Source organism: Mesorhizobium sp. WSM4983 (assembly GCF_029625765.1).
Classification (GTDB): domain Bacteria; phylum Pseudomonadota; class Alphaproteobacteria; order Rhizobiales; family Rhizobiaceae; genus Mesorhizobium.
In genome coordinates this window covers 889,565-912,076 of sequence record NZ_JARTVM010000001.1, presented here as the reverse complement: position 1 = coordinate 912,076, position 22,512 = coordinate 889,565, and the positions used below count along the sequence as shown (strand labels likewise).

The following is a 22,512-nucleotide window of genomic DNA, read 5'->3' as shown; positions in this document are numbered from 1 at the left end:
CTGCGGTTTTCGGACGGTAATCCGTTGGCGGCCGCCGCTCAAACGCTGGTGACAAACCCGTCCAGCACACGTTTCTGGCCGGCCTTGTCAAAGTCGATGGTCAGCTTGTTGCCGTCGATGGCGGCGATATTGCCGTTGCCGAATTTCTGGTGGAAGACGCGGTCGCCGAGCTTGAATGGCGAAGGTGTGTCGGCGACCGATTTGGCGACCAGCTCGCCTTCGATGGTGCGGCCTTTCACCGAGGTGCGGCCGGCGCCATAGCCGCTGTCGGTCTCGCCATAGCCGATGCGTTCGACCTGGTGGCCGGAGCGTGTGCCCCAGTTGCGGTCGGTCGCTTCGGTGCGGTTCGCCTGCGCGCGCTGCCAGCCGGGTGTCGCATAGGTGTTGGAGAAGCTGCCGGATTTTTCCGCGCCGATATTGTCGAAGCGCGAGGCGCCGTAGGGATTCTGCCGGCCGCCGCCGCCGCGGCCTGAGGCGAAGGAGCCGCCGCCATAGGGATTGCCATAGCCGCCATAGGAATTGCCGCCATCGGCGACATCGACATGGGCTTCCGGCAATTCATTGACGAAACGCGACGGAATGGTCGATTGCCACAGGCCGTGGATCTGGCGGTTTGAGACGAACCAGACGTGCAGGTTCTTTTTCGCGCGCGTCAGGCCGACATAGGCGAGGCGGCGTTCTTCCTCGAGGCCGGAGCGGCCGCCTTCGTCCAGCGCGCGCTGATGCGGGAACAGACCTTCCTCCCAGCCGGGCAAGAATACGGTCTCGAATTCAAGCCCTTTCGCCGAATGCAGCGTCATGATGGAGACCGCATCGAGCGATTCGCCCTGCTCTGCCTCCATGACCAGCGCGACATGCTCGAGGAACGAACGCAGGGATTCATACTCCTCCATGGAGCGGATCAGTTCCTTAAGGTTCTCCAGCCGCCCGGGCGCTTCGGCCGAACGGTCGTTCTTCCACATGTCGGTGTAGCCGCTCTCCTCGAGGATGGTCTCGGCGAGCTCGGTGTGCGGCGTGGTCTCCAGCGCCTTCTGCCAGCGCTCGAAATTGGCCGCGACCTCGCGCAGCGCGGCGCGCGGCTTCGGCTTCAACTCGTCGCTTTCGGCGAGTGTCGCCGCGGCCTCAAGCATCGGGATTTGCATGGCGCGCGCGGTGTCGTGGATCTGGCGGATGGTGGCTTCGCCGAGCCCGCGCTTCGGCACGTTGACAATGCGCTCGAAGGCAAGGTCGTCGCCGCTGTTGGCGACGACGCGGAAGAAGGCCAGCGCGTCGCGGATTTCCAACCGTTCGTAGAAGCGCGGGCCGCCGATGACTCGGTAGCTCAAGCCGAGCGTGATGAAGCGGTCTTCGAAGGCGCGCATCTGGAAGGACGCGCGCACCAGGATCGCCATATCGTTGAGGTTGTGCTTTTGCCGCTGGTAGGCCTCGATCGCCTCGCCGATGGCGCGCGCCTCTTCCTCCGAATCCCAGGCGGCATGGACATGCACCTTGTCGTCCTCGGGGTCGTTGCGGTCGGTGAACAGCGTCTTGCCGAAGCGGCCCTCATTGTGGGCGATGAGATGCGAAGCCGCACCCAGTATATGCGCGGTGGAGCGGTAGTTGCGCTCCAGCCTGATGATGGTGGCGCCGGGAAAATCCTTGTCGAAGCGCAGGATATTGTCGACCTCGGCGCCGCGCCAGCCATAGATAGACTGGTCGTCGTCGCCGACGCAGCAAATGTTGACAGTGGATTGACGCCGGTTTCCCTCCCCCTTGAGGGGAGGGTGGCCGGGTGAAGCCCGGTCGGGAGGGGTCCTCGCGGCAGTGCTCGACGCTCCGGCGCCTGATGACTGGGCGGCGCCTTCCGCGGCGACCCCCTCCGTCCGCTTCGCGGACACCTCCCCCTCAAGGGGGGAGGATTGCGGCCTCTGCGCCAACAGGCGCAGCCACATGTATTGCGCGGTGTTGGTGTCCTGGTACTCGTCGACCAGGATGTATTTGAACTTGCGGTGATAGTCCCTCAGCACGTCCGGATAGGCGCGGAAGATGCGGATCGGGTGATAGAGGAGATCGCCGAAGTCGCAGGAATTCAGCGTCTGCAGCCGCTCCTGATAGGCCTTGTAGAGCTGGCGCCCCTTGCCGTTGCCGAAGCTGCGCGCGTCGCCTTCCGGAATCTCGTCGGGGCCAAGGCCCTTGTTCTTCCAGTTGTCGATCATCTGCGCGAAGGTCTTGGCCGGCCAGCGCTTGTCGTCCAGATTTTCGGCCTGGACCAGCTGCTTGATCAGCCGCACCACGTCATCGGTATCGAGGATGGTGAAATCGGATTTCAATCCGGCAAGCTCGGCATGCCGGCGCAGCAGCTTGACGCCGATCGAGTGGAAGGTGCCGAGCCAGGGCATGCCCTCGACATTCTGCTCGCCGATCAGCAAGCCGATGCGCTGCTTCATCTCGCGCGCGGCCTTGTTGGTGAAGGTGACGGCGAGAATCTGCGAGGGGAAGGCCCTGCCGGTGGCAAGGATGTGGGCGATTCGCGTGGTGAGCACCCGCGTCTTGCCGGTGCCGGCGCCGGCCAGCACCAGAACCGGGCCTTCGGTCGTTTCAACAGCGAGCCGCTGTTCGGGATTGAGGCCGTTCAGATAATCGGGCGCACGGTTCTGCGCGTTGCGTGCGGCCATGGCGCGCGCGGCAAGGCCGGATGGGGCGGCGGGCCGCGCATTCGGTTCGTCAAAAAAGGGCATGTCTTCCGAAAAGCCGGACATCGCCCCCGAATGTAGTGATTCGGCAGCGAAAGGCCAGAAGTGTCTCCGTTTTGTTCTAGTTGTTCCTGTTCGGGGCCGCCTTGACAGGCGCAACTTGCGAGAGAAAGCTGCCAACAGGGCAGGGACGGCAAGCCGTTGCCTCAGAGGCGCCGCAAGCGCGCAACAGTCGAAGGAGTATCGTCTTGGCTGTCACCATCACCTCCCTCGTCCTTTTGCTTATCGGCCTGGTCCTCGGCGGCGGCGGCATCTGGCTGGTGACGTTGGGTGGCAGCTGGTACTACCTGATTACCGGACTGGCCTTCCTGATCACCGCCTGGCTCGTTTTCCGCCGCAGATCGACAGGGCTCTGGCTCTATGCCGCGATCGTGCTCGCCTCGCTGTGCTGGGCGGTGTGGGAAACCGGCTTTGATTGGTGGCAGCTCGGCCCGCGCGGCGGCATCATCGTTCTCATCGCGCTCTGGCTGCTGACGCCATGGGCCAGGCGGGGATTCACCGGTCCGGACGGACGCGCTCCGCTCATCCTGGCGGTGCTCGCATCGCTTGCAGTGGCTGGCTATTCGATGACCGCCGATCCGAAGGACATCGGCGGCACGCTCACCACCGATAAGGTGACGCCGACGGCCAATCTCGGCGGCGACATGCCGGCGGGCGAATGGCATTTCTACGGCCGCACGCCGTTCGGCCAGCGTTACTCGCCGCTCGCTCAGATCACGCCGGATAATGTCGCCAAGCTGCAGCCGGCCTGGACCTACCGCACCGGCGACATGAAGGGTCCGGACGACATCGGCGAGACGACCTATCAGGTAACGCCACTCAAGGTCGGTGATGCGCTCTACATCTGCACGCCCCACAATTTCGCCATCGCCATCGATGCCGCGACCGGCAAGGAGAAATGGCGCTACGACCCGAAGATCAAGCTCGATCCCAACCGCCAGCACCAGACCTGCCGCGGAGTTTCCTATTACGCCGATGCGAAGATCGCGGCGGGCCAGCCCTGCGCGGCACGCATCTACCTGCCGACTTCGGACGCCCGGCTGATCGCTCTCGATGCCGCGAACGGGCAAGTTTGTCCGTCCTTCGCCGAAGGCGGCACGCTGAACCTGATGGCCAACATGCCCTTTCCGAAGTCGGGCTATTACTATTCGACCTCGGCGCCGCTCATCCTCGCCGGCAAGATCATCGTTGGGGGCGCGGTCAACGACAATTATTCGACCGAGGAGCCGTCGGGCGTCATCCGCGCCTATGACGCGGGCACCGGCGCGCTGTTGTGGAATTGGGATTCCGGCAAACCGGATCAGACGACGCCGCTGCCGGCGGGGCAGAACTACACCAACAACTCGCCCAACATGTGGTCAACGGCGAGCGCCGACGAGAAGCTTGGCCTGCTCTACCTGCCGCTCGGCAACCAGACGCCCGACCAGCTCGGCATGGGCCGCAGCGCCGATGTCGAAAAATTCTCCTCCTCGATCACTGCGCTCGACCTCAACACCGGACAGTTGCGCTGGGTGCGCCAGACGGTGCATCACGACCTGTGGGACATGGACGTGCCGGCGCAGCCGACGCTGGTCGACATCACGACGGGGAGCGGCGTGGTGCCGGCACTGGTAGGGCCGACCAAGCAGGGCGATCTTTATGTGCTCGATCGGCGCACTGGCGAACCGATCATTCCGGTGAAGGAAGTGCCGGCACCGGGCGGAGCGATCGAAGGCGACCATACCTCGCCGACGCAGCCGTCCTCCGACCTGTCGTTCAACCCGAAGCCGCTGACCGGCGCCGACATGTGGGGAATCACCATGTTCGATCAGCTGGCGTGTCGGATCGAACTGAAGAGACTGCGTTACGAGGGACGCTACACGCCGCCCTCGCTGCAGGGCACGCTGGTCTATCCCGGCAATTTCGGTGTGTTCAACTGGGGCGGCGTCGCGGTCGACCCGGTGCGACAGGTGATGTTCGGCATGCCGACTTATCTCGCTTTCACGTCGAAACTCATTCCGCGCGCGGACGTGCCGCCGCCCGGCGACACCAAGGGCAGCGAGCAGGGGCTCAACCGCAATGAGGGCGCGCCTTACGCGGTGGTGATGGGGCCATTCCTGTCGCCACTCGGCATTCCCTGCCAGGCGCCGCCCTGGGGCTATGTCGCCGGCGTCGACCTGAGAACCGGCCAGATCGCCTACAAGCATCGCAACGGCACCGTCTACGACATGACGCCGCTGCCCCTGCCGCTCAAGGTCGGCGTTCCAGGCATCGGCGGGCCGATGATCACGGCCGGCGGCGTCGCCTTCCTCGGGGCCGCCGTCGACGACTATCTGCGTGCATATGACCTTACGACGGGCAAGCAGCTCTGGCGCGCGAGGCTGCCGGCCGGCGGCCAGTCGACACCGATGACCTACACCGTCGCCGACGGCCGCCAGTTCGTGGTCATCGTCGCCGGCGGCCACGGCTCGGTCGGTACCAAGCCGGGCGATTATGTGATGGCTTACACGCTGCCCAAGTAGACGAGGACATCCAATCGCGCCGGCCTTTTTCGCCGAGCACGTGGCCAAGCGCCTGCAGCGACGACAGCAAGCGCCGCCTCAGCCAGCCGCTACGCCGGCGGCCATCACGTTCCCGGCATTCCCCTTTTTGCCTTTCGGACCGGGCGGGGCCGCTCCGCAGTTTCCCGTCCCACCGTGACAGCACCATCAACTTTTTCGGAATGACCAAAATGTGATGGATGCAGAAGCCACCGGCAATCGTCATGGTCGAAGTTCGGATCGAGTGCCGTTGTCGCCGGCGGATGACTGGACCGTGCGCGTTCTAACCCTATCTTGCGCGTCAAACAGTCGTCGAGGAGAGCCATGACCGAACCTGTCGCCAAGCCTGTCGTCACACAGCCCATCGTCACTCAGGCGATGATCGATGCCTATGACGAATATACGCATCTGACGCTCGACCGGCGGCGCTTCATGGAGCAATTGACTCGGCTCGCTGGATCGGGCGCCGCGGCCGCCGCGATCGCGCCGATGCTGGCTGCGAATTCGGCCAAGGCGGCGATCGTCGCCGAGAACGATCCGAGGGTGAAGGGCGAGGACATCACCTATCCCGGCAGCCGCGGCGAGATGAAGGGCTATCTGGTCAAGCCGGCGAATCACTCCGGCAAACTCGGCACGGTGATCGTCGTCCATGAGAACCGGGGGCTCAATGGGCATATCCGCGACGTCGCCCGGCGCGTGGCGCTGGAAGGCTTCGTCGCGCTGGCGCCGGACTTCCTGTCGCCGCTCGGCGGCACGCCAGCCGACGAGGACAAGGCGCGCGACATGTTCAGCAAGCTCGATGCTGCCCAAGTCGCGGCCGACGGCGTAGCCACGGTCGCCTATCTCAAGGCTTACCAAGACAGCAACGGCAAGGTCGGGGCGGTCGGCTTCTGCTGGGGCGGCGGCACGGTGAACACGCTCGCCGTCAATGCGCCGGACCTCAGCGCCGGCGTCGCCTATTACGGCATGCAGCCGAAGGCCGAGGATGTGCCGAAGATCAAGGCGGCGCTGCTGCTGCATTATGCCGGGCTGGACGAGCGCATCAATGCCGGCATCGACGCCTACAAGAAGGCGCTCGACGCCGCGCATATCGAATACACCGTTTATGTCTATGACGGCGCCAACCACGCCTTCAACAACGACACCTCGGCCGCGCGCTACGACAAGAAGGCGGCCGATCTGGCCTGGGGGAGGACGGTCGCCTTCCTTAAGGAGAAACTGGCCTGAGGTGTGTTGATATTCAGGTGAGCCCGGCCTGCGAATGGCGGCTTCCTGCGCTTCCGGTGCTCACGTACTTCAAAGTACGCTCCGCTCCGGTTCTCGGAATCCACCATTCTCGGCTCGGCCTGACCTGAAGCTCAACACACCTCGACGGCGGCGGATCACTCCGGCGCTGGCTTGTGCATGGCGACGCCCGCCACAACCAGCGCGATGCCGAGGCAATCGGTGAGGCTCGGAACCTGCCTGAGCACGACCACGCCGATCAGGGTCGCGGTGAGCGGCAAGAGCGATAGCATGAGCGCGAAGCTCGCGCGCGCCAGCCGCGCCATGGCGAGCTGATCGCAAATGTAGGGGATGACGGAGGAGCAGAGGCCGACGCCGATACCGGCGATCAGCAGTTGCGGCGCCGAGAAGGCTGGCAGCGCCTCGCTGAAGCCGACCGGCAGCACGACGAGCAAGGCGATCGCCATGGCGGTGCCGAGGCCGGCGATGCCGAGGCCAGTTCGGGCGATGCGGTGGCCCAAAACGATATAGCCGATGAACAGCGCGCCGTTGAGAAAAGCCCAGAACAGGCCGACGGGATCGCTCGACCACTTGACATCGATGAGCAGCAACGTGCCGGCGACAGCGATGGCGAGCGCCGCGAAATTGCGCGGGGTTCTGAGGCCGACCATCGCGACGCCTATGGTGCCGACAAATTCGATCGCGGCGACTAGCGAGATCGGCAGGCGGTCTAGAGCCAGATAGAAGGCGCAGTTCATCACCGCCAGGCAGGCGCCGAAAGGCCAACAGCAGCAGGCGGGCCGAGCGGTCGGCGCGCGTGAAAACCGCCCATGGCCTGGTAAGCGGCGCGAAGACGAGCGCGGCCGTGGCGATGCGCAGCCAGGCCATGCCGAGCACGCCGACCTGAGCGAACAGCAGCACGGCGAAGGCCGGCCCAAGATAGTGGAAGATCGCGCTGACGCAGAACCAGACATGCGGCGGCACCGCATCGGCCAGTCCGGCGAGGGCAGGGCGTGCAGCGTCGGTGTCGCTGCCGGCCCGGTTTGTCGGATGAACTTGCGCTTCAGAATTCATAGGGTCATTATCGCAGGCGAACTTCGCGACTTATATGGATGATGCACGGCTCCGATCACCGTTCACCTTCTGAAGAAAAGAGAATTATTTGAAACGCCTTCGAAATGAAAATGGCGAGCTGGATGCGGCGGACCTGAAAATCCTGCGACTCCTGGAAAAGGATGCGCGCACCAGCACGGCGGAACTGGCGCGCGCCGTCGGGCTCTCGGCGCCGAGCGTGGCCGAACGCATTCGCAAGCTGCAGGAGAATGGCGTGATCGAAGCCTATACGGTGAAGATCAATCCGACGGCGCTCGGCATGAAGCTGTCGGCATGGCTGCGAATCAGGCCGGTCCCGGGGCAGCTTGCCGTGGTGGCCGGGATCATTCGCGACCTGCCGGAAATCGCCCAATGCGACCGAGTGACCGGCGAGGATTGCTTCATCGCGCTCGCGCATGTCGGCTCGGTGGCCGAGTTGGAGCGGGTGATCGACAAAATTATTCCCTATGCGATGACCAACACCGCCATCATACAGTCGTCGCCGGTCGAGGCGCGCTCGCCGCTTGGCAGTTTAAGGGAGCGCTGAAGGCTCAGTGTGACCGCGTCTGATGCGCGCCTGCTTGAGAATCGCGCGCCAGCGGATCATGTCGAAGGGGATGGGCTCGTTGTTGTTGGCGATGTGGAAGATCTCGTTGTTGACGTTCTTCAACGATCGCCAGAAATCATAGTCGGTGATGCGCGGATCGGCCGCCAACCGCTCCACTTCGACCTTGATGTCGGTTTTCATGCACTGTCCTCGCACCGCATTCCGCCTGCCGCCCGCGCGTAAACCCGGTGCGGCGGTTTTCGAACGCGCCACTGAGTCGTTCAACAGACTCGATCGGCTTGTTCACGTTAAAACCTTGGTAAGGTTAACGCGGGTGTGCGGGTTTTCAAGCGCTCCTGCGTTTGATGCCGATCGAACGGCCGGCACGCTCCGGCATCGGCAACGCGGCGTGGGCGGCGCGCATGGCTTCAACCTGTGCCATTACATCGGCCGGGAAGGGAGCGACTCTCGGCCCGGCCATGTCGACATGCAGCGCAAGCTGCTCGGACGTCGCGGCCAGCCAGCCATCGACGTGGCGAATCTCCTGATAGGCCCTCAGCCGCTTCTCGTCGTGGTCGATGAGCTGGAACGAGACCTTCACCTTGTGGTCGAGGTGAAGCTCCTGCACGTAGCAGACATGGACTTCCGCTGTGTAGATGGTGAGGCGGCGGTCCCTGGCATAGTTCGGTCCCATGCCCATCAGCTCGAACGCTTGGTCCGAGCAGCGGTCGAACAGCACGTTGTAATAGGCCATATTGAGATGGCCGTTATAGTCGATCCAGTCCTTCTCGATCGCCATCGGGCTGGAAATGATCGGCGCGGGCATCGTCATCTGGCTTTCCTTGATCGTCGCTGGACATGGCCTGGCTGGTGAGGTTCTCTTCGCTCTGGCGCAATTCCGGTGCTTCACTCTTTTCCTGGAATTGCTTTAGGCATCATCCATAGCTGCATTACAAGAGTGGCCGCTGGTCCATTCGCGGAGGAATTCATGGCTTTGAGCGACCTCAACCCCGTCGAGCGCAACGAGAAAGGCATCGCCGCCGCACTCGGCATCCTCAAGCAGCGGTTCGGCGAGCGTTTTCAGACCGGCGAGGCGATCCGCGACCAGCATGCGCACACCACCACCTACATCCCGACCCAGGCGCCGGACGGCGTCGTCTTCGCCGAAACCACGCCGGAGGTGCAGGAGATCGTGCGCACCTGCGCCGCGCACCGCGTCCCGGTCATCGCCTTCGGCGTCGGCTCCTCGCTCGAGGGCCACACCAATGCGCCGGGCGGAGGCATATCCATCGACACCTCTCGCATGAACCGCATCCTCTCGGTCAATCCGCAGGATCTCGACTGCACGGTCGAGCCCGGAGTGACACGCGAGGATCTCAACCGCCATTTGCGCGACACCGGCCTGTTCTTCCCGATCGACCCCGGCGCCAATGCCTCGCTGGGCGGCATGGCGGCAACACGGGCGTCGGGCACCAATGCCGTGCGCTACGGCACGATGCGCGACAACGTGCTGTCGCTGACGGCGGTGATGGCCGACGGCGAGGCAGTGACGACCGGCAAACGGGCGAAGAAGAGCTCGGCCGGCTACGACTTGACGCGGCTCTTGGTCGGCTCGGAAGGCACGCTCGGCATCATCACAGCACTGACGCTCAGGCTGCAGGGCATTCCGCAGGCGATCTCCGGCGGCGTCTGCCCGTTCCCGACCTTGGAGGTGGCCTGCAACGCAGTGATAGCGACCATTCAGATGGGCATCCCTGTGGCGCGCATCGAACTGGTCAACGCGCTGCAGATGCGGGCGATGAAGAATTATTCGAAGCTCGACTACCCCGAGGGCCCGTGCCTTTTCGTCGAATTCCACGGCAGCGACGCTGGCGTCGCCGAACAGGCCGAGACTTTCGGCATGATCGCCGAGGAGAATGGCGGCGGACCGTTCCTGTGGACCAGCGTCGCCGAGGAGCGGACGAAGCTCTGGAAGGCGCGGCACGACGCCTACTGGTCGTCGCTGACGCTGCGCCCCGGCGCCAAGGGGCTGTCGACCGATGTCTGCGTGCCGATCTCGCGGCTTGCCGAATGCGTCACGGAGACCGAAGCCGACATTGCCGAAATGGGCCTCATCGCGCCGATCGTCGGCCACGCCGGCGACGGCAATTTCCATGTGCTGGTGCTGATGGATGTGGACAGCCCGCAGGAGATCGCACTCGCTGAAAAATTCGTCGCGCGGCTCAACATGCGGGCGATCGCCATGGAAGGCACCTGCACCGGCGAGCACGGCATCGGCCAGGGCAAGGTCGGCTTCCTGCGCCATGAGCTCGGCCATGGCGTTGAGGTCATGCGAACGATCAAGCAGGCGCTCGATCCGCTGAACATCATGAACCCCGGCAAGATCTTGCCGAGAGCCTAGACGCCGAGGGTTGCAGCCGAATTGCCTCTTTATCGCCGCGCGGATGCGGGTAGAGTGCGGCTGACTTAATCCTAGGCTTTGGGGCCGATGCTCGCTCGCCTGTTCGTGATCTTCGGTGGCCTGTTCGTGCTGGTGCTGTGCGCGGCGCTGGTGGTGCCGTATTTCGTCGACTGGACCGGCTACCGCGCCGATTTCGAGCGCGAGGCGAGCACCATCCTCGGTCGCAAGGTGACCGTGAAAGGCGACGCGACCGCGCGGCTCTTGCCATTCCCTTCGGTGACCTTCTCCAATGTCGAGGTCGCAGGCGGCCCTGGTGGACAGCCGGCGATGACGATGGAGACCTTCTCCATGGACGCGGAGCTGGCGCCGTTCCTGCGCGGCGAACTGCTGATCTTCGACATGCGGCTGGTGCATCCGAAGGCGACCATCGATGTTGCCGGCGACGGCACGGTCGACTGGGCGATCCGGCCGTCGACGCCCTTCGATCCCGGACAGATCGCGATCGAGAAGCTGACGGTGACCGAAGGGCAGATCGAATTGCGCCATGCCGCCGGCGGGCGCAGCCATTTCATCTCCGAGATCAACTCGACCGTTTCGGCAAAGTCGCTCGCCGGCCCGTGGCGGATGGACGGCTCGCTGCGCTTCGACGGCCTGCGCACGGAAGTCTCGGCCTCAACCGGCAGAACGGAAGCCGACGGCCAGATGCGGGTCAGACTCAAAGCCGACCCGGATGCCTATCCGCTCATCATCGAGACAGACGGCAATGCCGGCATCGTCAAAGGCGCGGCGGTCTATTCCGGTCAGTTCAAGGTTTCGGCCTCTGACAAGAATGGGGCCGACAGGAGCTCGGCCGAATTGCGCGGCACTGACGGCGAGCCCGTGAAGGTCAGCGCCGGCAAGCCCGATCCCGGCTTCCGGCTGAACGGCAAATTCGCGCTCGACCATCAGAAGCTCGGTGTCGATGAATTCCGCTTCGAGACCGGACCGCTCGACAACCCCTATACCGCCGACGGCAAGGCCTCGGTCGATCTCGGCCTGAAACCGCGTTTTTCGATCGAAGCGAGCGGCGCGCAGGTGCAGTTCGACGAGGCGGTGGGCGCATCCGCAGGTGCCGGATTGACGCTCGACCAGCGCATCGCGGCGTTCGAGCAGACGCTTCAGCACATGCCGAAGCCGACCATACCGGGCACGGTCGAGGTCAGGCTGCCGGCGGTGGTGGCGGGAGATACCACGGTTCGCGACGTGCGGCTCTCGGCGGAGCCGGCCGAAGGCGGCTGGTCGGTGAAGTCGCTTGCCGCGACACTGCCGGGCCGGGCGACGCTCGAAGCCGACGGCATGCTGAACGTCGAGAACCATTTCGGCTTCACCGGATCCCTGCTGCTTGCCGTCGGACAGCCGTCCGGTTTCGCCGCCTGGCTGTCGAAGGATGTCGACGACGCGATCCGCCGTCTGCCGGCGGCGGGCTTCAAGGCCAAGGTCGATCTCAGCGAGAACCGGCAGTCGTTCAGCGATCTCGAGCTGATCCTCGGCAAGGCGAAATTTTCCGGCCGCATCGATTCCAGCCAGCCCGATGGCGCCAGGCCCTCGGTGCTGATGCAGCTGGAGGGCGGCGAGCTCGACGTCGATGGGCTGGCGGCCTTCGCCTCGATCTTCGTCAGCGACAAGGGCGCCAACCGCTTCTCCGACCGCGACCTCGATTTCCAGATCAAGGCGGGCCCGGTCAGCGCCGCCGGGCTGACCGCCGACAGAGTGGATACGGCGTTGAGGCTGCGCAAGGGCCTGCTCGAGATCGACCGGCTCTCGGTCGGAGGGCTCGCCGGCGCTTCGATCAGCGCCACCGGGCGCATCAAGGATTTTCCGGAAAGCCCGACCGGCAAGCTCGACGCATCCGTGGTGGCCGTCGATCTCAAGCCGCTCATAGATGTCGCAGCCCAGCATTATCCGGACAATGAGGTTCTGAAAGGCCTTGCTGCCCGTGTTGCTGCCTATCCGGAGCTGTTCCAGGACGCCCGGATCGACCTGGTGACAAGTGCCGCCGACAATGGCGACGGCACCACCGGACTCGCGCTCTCGGCGCAAGGCAAGGCCGGCGGTTCCGCTTTCTCGGCTTCGCTTTCGGGCAGGGGGACGCGGGATCGGCTTCCCGATGCGCCGGTATCGATCACCTTCAATGCCAGGAACGAGAACGCCGCCACGCTGCTTGCACTCTACGGCCTGCCGGCGCTGCCGCTCGGCATGCTTGGACAGGCCACCACCGATATCACGGCCAAAGGCTCGCTGGGCGGCGGTCTGGCAACCAGCTTCAACCTGACGGCCGACGATTTCAGGGCGAGCTTTGACGGGACGATCGCCGAGACAGAGCAAGGCGCCACCGCCAAGGGCAAGGTCAATCTCGACGCCGTCGATATCGAGCCATGGCTGATGACGACCGGCGTCGGGCTGCCCGGCATGGGCACCGGGACGTCGGCTTCGCTCGCCAGCGATGCCGACTTCGGCAATGGGCTTCTGGTGCTGAGCGGGCTCAGCGGCGCCATCAACAAGGCGACTGTGTCCGGCGACGTCAACGCCGACATGAAAGACGGACTGCCGCATCTTGCCGGCGCGCTGGCGCTCGATGAGCTCGACCTCGATCCGTTGGCGGTGTCGCTGTTCGGCGACCAGTCCTTCCTCGCCGGGAAGGACGGTGGCTGGCCGACGACGCCGTTCAGCCGGAAATCGACCCTGCCGTTCAGCGCCGATCTCGACCTCAACACGGCGGCCCTTGCCGCCGGACCGTTCGCGACTGCGCATGACGCGACGCTGTCGCTGAAGCTCGACCGGGAAGGCATCCGTGTCTCGGACCTCAAAGCCAAGCTCTATGAGGGCACGCTGACCGGCCTGTTCGAGCTCAAGAACACGGAGGGCACCGGCCTGTTATCGGGTCAGTTGAAGCTGGCGGGCAGTGATCTTGCCGCAGTGCTGCCTGGCGCCGGAATCAGCGGCAGCGGCGACATTTCGGCCGCGCTGTCGACCAGCGGCAAGTCTGTCGATGCGATGATCGCCGCCCTGTCAGGGTCCGGCACGGCCGCGCTGAAGGGACTGACCATCGCCGGCATCAATCCCGATGCTTTTGCCCCCGTCATCGCCAAGGCCGATGCAATCGGACGCGACATCGATGCCGCCAAGACCGCCGGCTTCGCGCCTGAGATCGCCGGACAGGGAAGTTTCGCGGCCGGCAACACCGATATCCCCTTCACCGTTGCCAATGGCACGCTGCGGGCGCCGCCGATCAGCCTCGACAATCCGGCGGCGACGCTGTCGGCGGAAGTTACCGCCGACCTCGATGCGAGCACGCTGGCCGCCAAGGGAGCGATCACCTATCGACCGGGCGACGAGGCGCTTGTCGGCTCCGAACCGGCTGTGAACTTCAGCCTTGCAGGCCAGATCGGGGCGACGTCGCTCCAGTTCGACAGCGCGCCGCTGGCGCAGTTCCTGACCCAGCGCGCGCTGGAGAAGGAGCAGCAGCGCGTCGAGGCGATGCAGGCGGCGCTGCTCGAGAAGCAGAGGCTGCGGCGCGAGGTGCGCTACTACGCTGCGCTGCAGACGGAGCGCGACCGGGCGGCCGAGGAACTGCGCCGGCAAGAGGAAGAGGCGCGGCAGAAAGCCGAGGCTGAAGCCAGGGCGAATGCCGAAGCGGAAGCGCAAGCGAAGGCAGAAGCCGAGGCGCAAGCCAAAGCGGAAGAAGAGGCAAGGGCAAAAGCGGAAGCCGATGCCAAGGCTCAGGCCGAGGCCGAGGCCGAGGCGCGTGCCAAGGCGGAGGCTGATGCGCAAGCAGCGGCGAATGCCGACGCCAAGGCAAAGGCCGAACAACAGGCCGCAGCCGCGAAAGCCCAGGCCGAGGCGGATCGCAAGCGTGCCGAGCAGGCGAGGCTGGAAGCTGAACGCAGGGCGGCTGAGCAGGCGCCAAAAGTCGACCGGTCGCTTCCCGGCGTCAACGACGGTTCCGTTCCAGAGCCGCCGAAGCCCAAGTCCAATCCGTTCACGATCGACAACCTCTTGAAGTCGCTGGACGGCGGTTGAAACTCGTTATTCCAGGAAAACTGCATAGCGGTTCCGCCCGGAATCGCGGGCGAACAAAACACCCAAGACGTCGCGAAGGACAGCGCTGGATGTAGCGCTCAAACCGGCTCCTGCCGCGAAAGCAGGCGCTTGAGCATAGGTTCGATGCGGGCAAGCTCGTCGAGATGGGCGGCCGACAATTCGGCGAGACGGTCGTCGGCGAGCGGGGTGAGTTGCAGCAGGACGCGGCGGTGGTCGGCCTTGTCTTGATCCCGCGCGACCAAGCCGGCCTCGCTCAGCCGATTCACCAGTTCGACGGCGCTGTGGTGGCGGATGCGCAACCGCTCCGCCAGATCGCCCACTGCCACCGGCCCGCCGCCGGGATAGCCCTTGATCGCCAGCAGCGCCTGGTGCTGGCGCGGGGTCAAGCCCGCCTCATTCGCCTGCAACTGGCTGAATTCGAGGAAGCGGCGGATCAGGTAGCGGAACTCCGAAAGCCGCTGATAGTCGGCCTGGCTGATGGCGGGACGTGGTTTCTTCGGATGCGTCATGCCACGACTTATCGCCCTTTCCGGCCAAAGCTCAACTCTAATGAAAGCCTGGCGCATCCATGACCAAAATGACGCGGAGCAACCACCAAAAACGGCCTTGAAGAATTATATCGTGTTACGATATGTAGCCGCCCGACAACCGGACGGTACCGCGCCGCCAGAAAGCTCAGGCTCCCAAATGAAATCCGCTCATGCCGGAAACGGCCATCTCCGCGACTTCACCACCGATCCGCGGGTGCTCATCATCGCCGCCATCGCAGTCGTTGTGGCGACCGCCGGGCTGTTTGCCGGCATCGCGCTGTTGAAGCTGATAAGGCTCGCCACCAACATCGCCTATTTCGGCCAGTTCACACTGGCCGAGCTCAGGCTCGAGGACACGCCGCTCGGCTATGCCGCCGTGCTGGTTCCAGTAATCGGCGCGCTGGTCATCGGGCTGATGGCGCGCTTCGGCAGCGAAAAGATCCGCGGCCACGGCATTCCGGAAGCCATCGAAGCAATCCTGCTCGGCCGCTCGCGGCTCGACGCCAAAGTGGCGGTATTGAAGCCATTGTCGTCGGCGATCTCGATCGGCTCAGGCGGACCGTTCGGCGCCGAAGGGCCGATCATCATGACCGGCGGGGCGATCGGCTCGCTGATCGCGCAGATGCTGCCGGTCAGCGACAATGAACGCAAGACGCTGCTGGTTGCGGGCGCGGCGGCCGGCATGACGACCGTGTTCGGCACGCCGATCGCGGCAATCATGCTTGCCGTCGAGCTGCTGCTGTTCGAATGGACGCCGCGCAGCTTCATCCCGGTCGCCGTCGCCGCCATCATCGCCGAGGTCGAACGCACCTTGCTGCACCTGCCCGGACCGATCTTCCCGTTCTCGGGCAGCATGGAAGCGTCGATCGCCGGATTGGGTGGCTGGGTGCTGGTCGGGATTGCCGCCGGCCTGCTCTCCGGCTTGCTGACGCAAATGGTCTATGCCTGCGAGGACGCCTTCCAGAAGCTGCCGATACACTGGATGTGGTGGCCGATGATCGGCGGCCTGGTGGTCGGTATCGGTGGACTGATCGAGCCGCAGGCGCTCGGTGTCGGCTACGACAACATCGCCAACATGTTGGATGGCCATGTGCTGGCGGCGGCAGCGCTGACGCTTTTGGTCGTCAAGGCCATTATCTGGTCGGTGGCGCTGGGTTCGGGAACGTCGGGCGGCGTGCTGGCGCCGCTCTTGATCATGGGCGGCGCGATGGGCGCGGTGCTTGCCGGTATCCTGCCCGAGGCGACGCCCGGCTTCTGGCCGCTGCTGGCGATGGCCGCGACCATGGGCGGCACCATGCGCGCGCCGCTGACCGCGACCTTCTTCGCGGTCGAACTCACCGGCAACACCCACATGCTGGTGCCGCTGATCGCAGCCTGCGCCACCGCCCATGCCGTCACCGTGCTGTTGATGAAGCGATCGATCCTGACCGAAAAGGTGGCGCGGCGCGGACACCACCTCGTTCGCGAATACCGCGTCGATCCCTTCGCGCTGACCAGGGTGCGCGAGGTGATGACGACCAAGGTCGAGAGCGTGCCGGCGACGATGACGCTGCACGGCGCGGCGGCATTCCTGACCGCCCCGGACACGCGCCATCCGAGCTTTCCTGTGATCGACGAGAAAGGCCATGTGCTCGGCCTCATCGATCCGCCGGCGATCCTGCGTTGGCGCCGCGCCGGCAAGCACCGCAAGACGACGCTCGGCGAACTTTTGGCCGGCAGCAAGGTCACGCTCGCCTATCCCGACGAATATCTGGAAGGACTGTCAGACAAGCTGCTCCTGGCCAACGTCTCGCATCTGCCGGTCGTCTCGCGCGAGGATGCACGGCTGGTCGGCTATATCGGCTGGAAGGACCTGATGCGGGTGCGGTCGAAAAAGCAGGCCGAGGAACGGGACCGTTCGGCCCTGCTCAGCTTCGGCGCCAAGCGCAAGGCGCAGGAAAGCCTCGGCGATCCGGTCTGAGGCCGGTCAAGATGCCTTGCCGCCCCGCTTTGCCCAGGCGAGCACGTAGAGTCTCAGCGCGGAGGAGAGGTTGGCGTCACGTGTCCGCGTTTCGTCGATCTCGGCAACGAGGGCCGCGAGCGACAGCGAGCGCTGCGTCGCGATCGCCACCAAATCGTCGTAGAAGGGTTGCTCCAGGGAAAAACTGGTGCGGTGGCCGCGGATCGTCACCGAGCGTTTTTCGACAGCGGCCATCCGGGCGCTCAGCGCCGGTCCGGATCGCCGGGCTTTTCGCGGCGATGGCCGTCCATGAATTTTTCCGTCATGTCGGACGTCAGCCGGTCACGCTCGCGCTCGGCTTTGGAACGGCCGTGCAATGCCCGGTTTTCCCTGGCCAGGCGTTCCTTCTCGATGCGCGCTTTCTGCTTGCGGGCCTGGCGGAGATTGACGACCTCGCCCATTTCCCCGGCTCACTTCTTGCGAAAGGCGTCGAGCGAAACCACTTCGGCACCCTTGCCGCCGGTATCGGCGGCAGCCGGCTTCTTCTCGGCCTCGGTGGCCTTTTTCTTCGATTCCGGTTTCTTTTCGGTCACGACCGCGATCGGCAGCTCCGGGGCCGGCGCGGCGTCGTCGTCTTCCGCGGCGTTGTCCGCCTTGACGTCGAATTCGAGTTCGAAATTCACTGATGGGTCATAGAAACCGCGCACGGCGGAAAAGGGGATTTCGAGCTTTTCGGGCACGTCGGAAAAGGAGAGTCCCACCTCGAAACCGGTGTCGGTCACCTTCAGGTCCCAGTACTGGAACTGGATGACGATGGTCATCTGCTCCGGATAACGCTCGCGCAGCCGCGAGGAGATGCGCACGCCCGGCGCGCCGGTCAGGAAGGTGATGAAGAAATGATGGTTGCCCGGAAGGCCCGTGCGCGCGACTTCGGCCAGGACCTTGCGCATGACACCGCGCAATGCCTCCTGGGCCAGAATGTCGTAGCGGATGTGGTCGTCGGCCATGTGACGGTCGGGTTCCGTTGAATCGTCCGCATAGCTGTAATCAAGCTTGGGCGCGGCGTAAACCGCATATAGGCGCCGAAAGCTAAGGCCAAGAGGGCTGGCGGCGATTTGATCGCTCAGGCGTGGGCGAGGGCGGCCTGCCGGGCGGCTGCCGCTTTCTTCCTGCCGAAGGCGGCCAGGAAGGTGCGCACGCCATTGGTCGCTGAGCGCAACACCTCTTCCTCCGTCGGTATGCCGCCGAGCATGAAGGTTGTCTGCAACTCGGCGTTGACTAGTGCGAGGAACTGCCGCGCCGCCACGTCCGGATCGTCGATCGAGAGGTGCCCGGCATAGGCCAGCCGCGCGAAGCGGGCGGCAAGCGCCGACCAGGTGCGGCCCGGTCCCTGTTCGCGCCACTCGGCAAAAAGCTCGGGATAGCGCTCGCCCTCGGCCTGGATCAGCTTGCGCAGGAAGCGGCCGTCGCGGTTGCAGATACAGTTGCGGTTCATGCGCACCGCGAAGGCGACAAGATCGGCTTCGAGATCGGCGGGCTGGTCGGGAAAGGTGGCAATGGTGGCGAAGATGCCGGCATTGCAGCGCTCCGTCAGGTCGCGCACAATGGCCATGAACAGCTTTTCCTTATCGCCATGGTGATTGTAGACGGTCTGGCGCGAAACGCCGGCCTCGGCCGCGATCAGGTCGATATTGGCGCCGGCATAGCCTTCGCGGCAGAAGACCGAAGCGGCAGCATCAACCACCGATATGCGCTTGGCCTCGTGGCTGCGTGGCGGGAAAGTGTCAGGAGAAACGCCGACCTTCATAAAAAACTATATAGCGATGATTGACGAATTGGACAAGGCTGTCTAAATTTGTAGACACAATAAAGCGAAGCCCGCTCCCGGGAACGACAGAATCGCGCTTTGAAGCGACGATGATTTCACATCCCGGATGTCGGGGTTCCACGGGATGGAACGTCCTCGGGTAGACGCCGGACCACGGCGGCAACCAGATCCGAAAGAAGCCCTTATCATGAGTCCCAAATTCCTCCGCATCGCGGTCGTGCTAGGCTTGTTGTCCGCAATCGGCCCGTTCGCCATCGATATGTACCTTCCCGCGCTGCCCTCGATCGGTGCGGATTTGAAGGCTGGCACCGCCGCCGTGCAGATGAGCCTTTTGATCTTCTTCCTGTCGATGGGTTTCGGCCAGATCGTCGTCGGACCGATCTCGGACATTGTCGGGCGCAAGCTGCCGCTTTATGTCGGACTCGCGCTGTTCATGGTTGGCGGCGTCGGCTCGGCTATGGCGCCCAGTATCGAGTGGCTGATCGCCTTCCGCTTCCTGCAAGGGCTCGGCGCCAGCGCCGGCATGGCAGTGCCGCGCGCCATCGTGCGCGACCTGCACACCGGTAACGAGGCCGCCAAGCTGATGTCGTTGCTGATGCTTGTGTTCTCGGTGTCGCCTATTCTCGCGCCGCTCACGGGCAGTCAGATCATCGAGAGCTTCGGCTGGCGTGCCGTGTTCTGGACTGTGACGGGCGCCGCCGCTTTAGCCACCATCCTGCTCGCGACCTCGCTGAAAGAGACGCGTTCGGCGGAGGAGCGCGCCAACTCGTCCTTCGGCACGGCACTTGCCGGTTACCGCTACCTGATGAGCGACCGCAACTTCCTTGGCCTGACGACGATCGCCGGCTTCGGCATCGCGAGCTTCTTCGTCTATCTGTCGAGTTCGTCCTTCATCCTGATCGACCACTACGGCCTGTCGCCGTCGGTCTACAGCGTGTTCTTCTCGATCAACGCGGTCGCCTTCATCGGCATGTCGCAGCTGACCGGGATGCTGGCGGATCGCTTCGGCTTGAAGCGGGTCGTGTGGGTGGCGGTGACCGGCTATGCCACGGTGATGGTGGCGCTGTTCGCGATCATGGCATCCGGTGTCGACCGGCTCGACGTGATGGCGGCGCTGCTCTTTGTCGGCTACGGCTTCCTTGGCCTGGTCATTCCGACCACCTCGGTGCTGGCGATGGAAGAGCATGGCGAGATCGCCGGCACGGCCTCGGCGCTGATGGGCACGCTGCACTTCGCCATCGGCGCGCTGGCCATGGGCGTGGCGGGCCTCTTCTTCGACGGCACGCCGCTGCCGATGGTGGCCGGCATCACGCTCTGCGCGGTGATTTCCTTCACGCTGGCCAAGCTGACGCTCGGCCGTGCGCGCGAAGCGGTCGAAGCGCCTGCCGAGTAAGACGCGGATAGAAAATCGGAAGAGGCCGGGATTGCCCGGCCTTTTTCAGCCCAGGCAGGACCGCAAGCATGCGCGCCAAGCATGCTCGGCCGTTCAATTGACTTGGAAAGAAGGCGAGGGGGAAGGTGGAGGTTTCTGTTGCCAGGTACCTCCGAACCCCGCCTAGAAGTGCGAACCTCTAGGGCTTGATTTGAAGCGTTCGCACTGCATTAAGCAGCGAGACGAGCTTCCGCATAGTTGTCGTTGGCAACTATAAGTTTAGCCCGATGACGGTGGTACAATGCCGGGCAAAAGTACGATCTTTACACCTTCGTCGATCCTATTTCGCCCCCAGCAAAAGCCGCTCCCTTTGGAAGAGCGGTTTTTGGTGGAGGCGCCGGGTACCGCCCCCGGGTCCGAACGGCTTATTTCATCGCCTGTTTATCGCCATAGTCGGTCAAGCCGACGAAGCGAATATAGGGAGCGGTTACGGAAAATGAAAGGGCCAAGTCGAGGCTTGTCCCCTGCGCCAAACTCGACAGCCGAGGGTTGACTTGCGCGTCTACTCAATCGAAGCTCCGCCGGCGATGAGGATATCCTGACCTAGCGCACAAGTTGCGCGGCGCGCCACAAGCCTCATCGATCGGATCCGTGGCGCCGACGAGGGGAAGTTTCATGGCCGACTATCTTGCGGATGTGAAGAAATACGATGCCGGCGCCAGCGCCGATGCGGTCGAGAAGATCGTCAAGCATTTGGGCATCGCGCTCAGGAACCGCGATTCCTCCCTGGTCTCCTGTGCGGACCCGAAGGAGCTCGAGCGCGTCCGGGACAACTGGGTGACCAAGAAGCTTGGGATTGCCGACGCCAAGAAGGCCGACGCCTCGATCGAGAAGGCGTGCAAGGCGATGGCCGCCGACAACACCAAGAGCCGCGTGACCTTCTACTATCTGGTGGCGAAGGACCTGGGCAAACTGGGTTCTCTGTGAGGCAAGGCGATCGGCAGCCGGCATGGCAACGTGCCGGCGCCGTGGATTTTTCGCGCCGGATCGACATCTGTAGGCTTTGGGTATTCGACCGACCGCCAGTCGGCTATGATCGCTTGTCATCCGAATCGAGGCCGAGCCGATGCGCCAATATCTCGACCTGTTGAAGCATGTGCTGGAGAACGGCGCCGATCGCGGCGACCGCACCGGTACCGGCACGCGGTCGGTGTTCGGCTACCAAATGCGCTTCGACCTTTCGCGCGGCTTCCCGGTTACCACCACCAAGAAGCTGCATCTGAAGTCGATCATCCACGAGTTGCTGTGGTTCCTGGCCGGCGACACCAACATCAAATATCTCAACGACAACGGCGTCACCATCTGGGACGAATGGGCCGACGAGAACGGCGATCTCGGCCCTGTCTACGGCAAGCAGTGGCGCTCATGGCCGGATGGGCATGGCGGCGAGATCGACCAGATCGCCGCCCTTCTCAAGGAGGTACGCAAGAATCCCAATTCGCGCCGGCTGATCGTCTCAGCCTGGAATCCGGCCCAAGTGGAGGCGATGGCGCTGCCGCCCTGCCATTGCCTGTTCCAGTTCTACGTTTCGGAAGGCCGGCTCTCCTGCCAGCTCTACCAGCGCTCGGCCGACATTTTCCTGGGCGTGCCGTTCAACATCGCATCCTACGCCCTGCTGACCCTGATGGTGGCGCAGGTCACCGGCCTGAAGCCTGGCGATTTCGTCCACACGCTCGGCGATGCGCATCTTTACTCGAACCATTTCGAGCAGGCGCGCGAGCAGATGCGGCGCACGCCGAAGTCGCTACCGAAGATGTGGATCAACCCGGATGTGAAGGATCTTTTTGCCTTCCGCTTCGAGGATTTCCGCCTCGAGAACTATTTTGCGGACGCCAATATCAAGGCGCCGATCGCGGTATAAGGCCCGCTTTGAGCGCTGCCAGCGCTCAAGCCGTCAGCCAGTCCCGACGATGACGTCGGAGGCCTTGATCACTTCATAGGCCCTACTTGCCCAGTCGCAGATCGGCAACCGCTTCGTTGGTGATCGAAGCCGTGTCGAGGACGCCGCCGCCGATAGCTATCCGGACATGCGACGTGGTCGCTCCCTCGACGATGACCTTGCCCTTCAGGACATTGCCGGCGCTGATCTACATCTGCCTATGCCTCGCTGTATCGAACGGACTTCACCGTGGGCTGGTGGGATCCTGACGGACAACGGCGCGGAGCCTAAAAGTCCTTTTCTTGTTAT

17 protein-coding genes, 1 other RNA gene and 2 pseudogenes are annotated in these 22,512 nt (G+C 64.1%); 9 read left to right on the top strand and 11 right to left on the bottom strand.

Going from position 1 to position 22,512, the window contains the following annotated elements; all coding sequences use genetic code 11:
• Positions 1-38: 38 nt before the first annotated feature.
• On the bottom strand, positions 39-2,738 hold the full coding sequence (locus P9254_RS04580) for an ATP-dependent helicase (protein WP_278057334.1): 2,700 nt from the start codon (positions 2,736-2,738) through the stop codon (positions 39-41).
• Positions 2,739-2,920: 182 nt separating this feature from the next.
• Here P9254_RS04580 and P9254_RS04575 point away from each other — a divergent pair, with 182 nt between their 5' ends.
• Both P9254_RS04575 and P9254_RS04570 read left to right on the top strand, forming a co-directional pair.
• A complete protein-coding gene (locus tag P9254_RS04575; RefSeq protein WP_278057335.1) occupies positions 2,921-5,233 on the top strand; it encodes a glucose/quinate/shikimate family membrane-bound PQQ-dependent dehydrogenase in 2,313 nt (770 codons plus the stop codon).
• Between the two features lie 342 nt (positions 5,234-5,575).
• On the top strand, positions 5,576-6,478 hold the full coding sequence (locus P9254_RS04570; protein ID WP_278057336.1) for a dienelactone hydrolase family protein: 903 nt from the start codon (positions 5,576-5,578) through the stop codon (positions 6,476-6,478).
• 155 nt (positions 6,479-6,633) lie between these two features.
• Here the strand turns inward: P9254_RS04570 and P9254_RS04565 are convergent.
• Positions 6,634-7,549 (bottom strand): annotated as a pseudogene (locus P9254_RS04565) (EamA family transporter).
• A gap of 88 nt (positions 7,550-7,637) precedes the next feature.
• On the opposite strand from P9254_RS04565, the gene P9254_RS04560 reads away from it, so the two are divergent.
• Positions 7,638-8,114, top strand: coding sequence for an Lrp/AsnC family transcriptional regulator (locus P9254_RS04560; protein WP_067323168.1), 477 nt, complete (start codon positions 7,638-7,640; stop codon positions 8,112-8,114).
• On the opposite strand, the gene P9254_RS04555 is transcribed toward P9254_RS04560, so the two are convergent.
• Both P9254_RS04555 and P9254_RS04550 read right to left on the bottom strand, forming a co-directional pair.
• On the bottom strand, positions 8,100-8,315 hold the full coding sequence (locus tag P9254_RS04555) for a hypothetical protein (RefSeq protein WP_067323171.1): 216 nt from the start codon (positions 8,313-8,315) through the stop codon (positions 8,100-8,102). The two genes, P9254_RS04560 and P9254_RS04555, sit on opposite strands and share 15 nt — an antisense overlap.
• Positions 8,316-8,460: 145 nt before the next feature.
• Complete coding sequence (locus tag P9254_RS04550) at positions 8,461-8,946, bottom strand: thioesterase family protein (RefSeq protein WP_278057337.1); 486 nt, start codon at positions 8,944-8,946, stop codon at positions 8,461-8,463.
• 156 nt (positions 8,947-9,102) lie between these two features.
• Between P9254_RS04550 and P9254_RS04545 the strand changes: the two genes are divergently transcribed.
• Entirely contained in the window at positions 9,103-10,515 is a 1,413-nt protein-coding gene (locus tag P9254_RS04545) for an FAD-binding oxidoreductase (RefSeq protein WP_278057338.1), read from the top strand.
• An 87-nt stretch (positions 10,516-10,602) separates the two neighbouring features.
• Positions 10,603-14,574 (top strand): AsmA family protein, encoded by a 3,972-nt coding sequence (locus P9254_RS04540; protein WP_095802679.1) that lies wholly within the window; start codon positions 10,603-10,605, stop codon positions 14,572-14,574.
• 98 nt (positions 14,575-14,672) lie between these two features.
• Here P9254_RS04540 and P9254_RS04535 read toward each other — a convergent pair whose 3' ends face one another.
• Entirely contained in the window at positions 14,673-15,104 is a 432-nt protein-coding gene (locus P9254_RS04535; protein WP_066990862.1) for a MarR family winged helix-turn-helix transcriptional regulator, read from the bottom strand.
• Positions 15,105-15,282: 178 nt separating this feature from the next.
• Here P9254_RS04535 and P9254_RS04530 point away from each other — a divergent pair, with 178 nt between their 5' ends.
• The gene (locus tag P9254_RS04530) at positions 15,283-17,085 is read left to right on the top strand and encodes a chloride channel protein (protein WP_278057339.1); all 1,803 of its coding nucleotides are present in this window, start codon (positions 15,283-15,285) and stop codon (positions 17,083-17,085) included.
• A gap of 6 nt (positions 17,086-17,091) precedes the next feature.
• Here the strand turns inward: P9254_RS04530 and P9254_RS04525 are convergent, their stop codons facing one another.
• The 4 genes from P9254_RS04525 to P9254_RS04510 all read right to left on the bottom strand — a co-directional run bounded on the left by P9254_RS04525 (position 17,092) and on the right by P9254_RS04510 (position 18,871).
• Positions 17,092-17,319: a ribbon-helix-helix domain-containing protein gene (locus P9254_RS04525; RefSeq protein ID WP_095779013.1), complete on the bottom strand. Its 228-nt coding sequence runs from the start codon at positions 17,317-17,319 to the stop codon at positions 17,092-17,094.
• Positions 17,320-17,327: 8 nt separating this feature from the next.
• A complete protein-coding gene (locus P9254_RS04520) occupies positions 17,328-17,525 on the bottom strand; it encodes a DUF4169 family protein (RefSeq protein WP_095802677.1) in 198 nt (65 codons plus the stop codon).
• Between the two features lie 9 nt (positions 17,526-17,534).
• A complete protein-coding gene (locus P9254_RS04515) occupies positions 17,535-18,071 on the bottom strand; it encodes an SspB family protein (protein WP_066990875.1) in 537 nt (178 codons plus the stop codon).
• Positions 18,072-18,187: 116 nt separating this feature from the next.
• The gene (locus tag P9254_RS04510) at positions 18,188-18,871 is read right to left on the bottom strand and encodes a TetR/AcrR family transcriptional regulator (protein WP_095783789.1); all 684 of its coding nucleotides are present in this window, start codon (positions 18,869-18,871) and stop codon (positions 18,188-18,190) included.
• A gap of 208 nt (positions 18,872-19,079) precedes the next feature.
• Between P9254_RS04510 and P9254_RS04505 the strand changes: the two genes are divergently transcribed.
• Entirely contained in the window at positions 19,080-20,285 is a 1,206-nt protein-coding gene (locus P9254_RS04505; protein ID WP_127325452.1) for a multidrug effflux MFS transporter, read from the top strand.
• A 124-nt stretch (positions 20,286-20,409) separates the two neighbouring features.
• Here the strand turns inward: P9254_RS04505 and ssrA are convergent.
• Positions 20,410-20,770, bottom strand: a transfer-messenger RNA (tmRNA) gene (gene ssrA, locus P9254_RS04500).
• A gap of 169 nt (positions 20,771-20,939) precedes the next feature.
• Between ssrA and P9254_RS04495 the strand changes: the two genes are divergently transcribed.
• On the top strand, positions 20,940-21,251 hold the full coding sequence (locus tag P9254_RS04495) for a DUF2853 family protein (RefSeq protein WP_066990883.1): 312 nt from the start codon (positions 20,940-20,942) through the stop codon (positions 21,249-21,251).
• Positions 21,252-21,390: 139 nt separating this feature from the next.
• Positions 21,391-22,185: a thymidylate synthase gene (locus P9254_RS04490; RefSeq protein WP_278057340.1), complete on the top strand. Its 795-nt coding sequence runs from the start codon at positions 21,391-21,393 to the stop codon at positions 22,183-22,185.
• 33 nt (positions 22,186-22,218) lie between these two features.
• Here P9254_RS04490 and P9254_RS04485 read toward each other — a convergent pair.
• Positions 22,219-22,411: pseudogene (locus P9254_RS04485) on the bottom strand (TOBE domain-containing protein).
• Between the last annotated feature and the right edge of the window lie 101 nt (positions 22,412-22,512).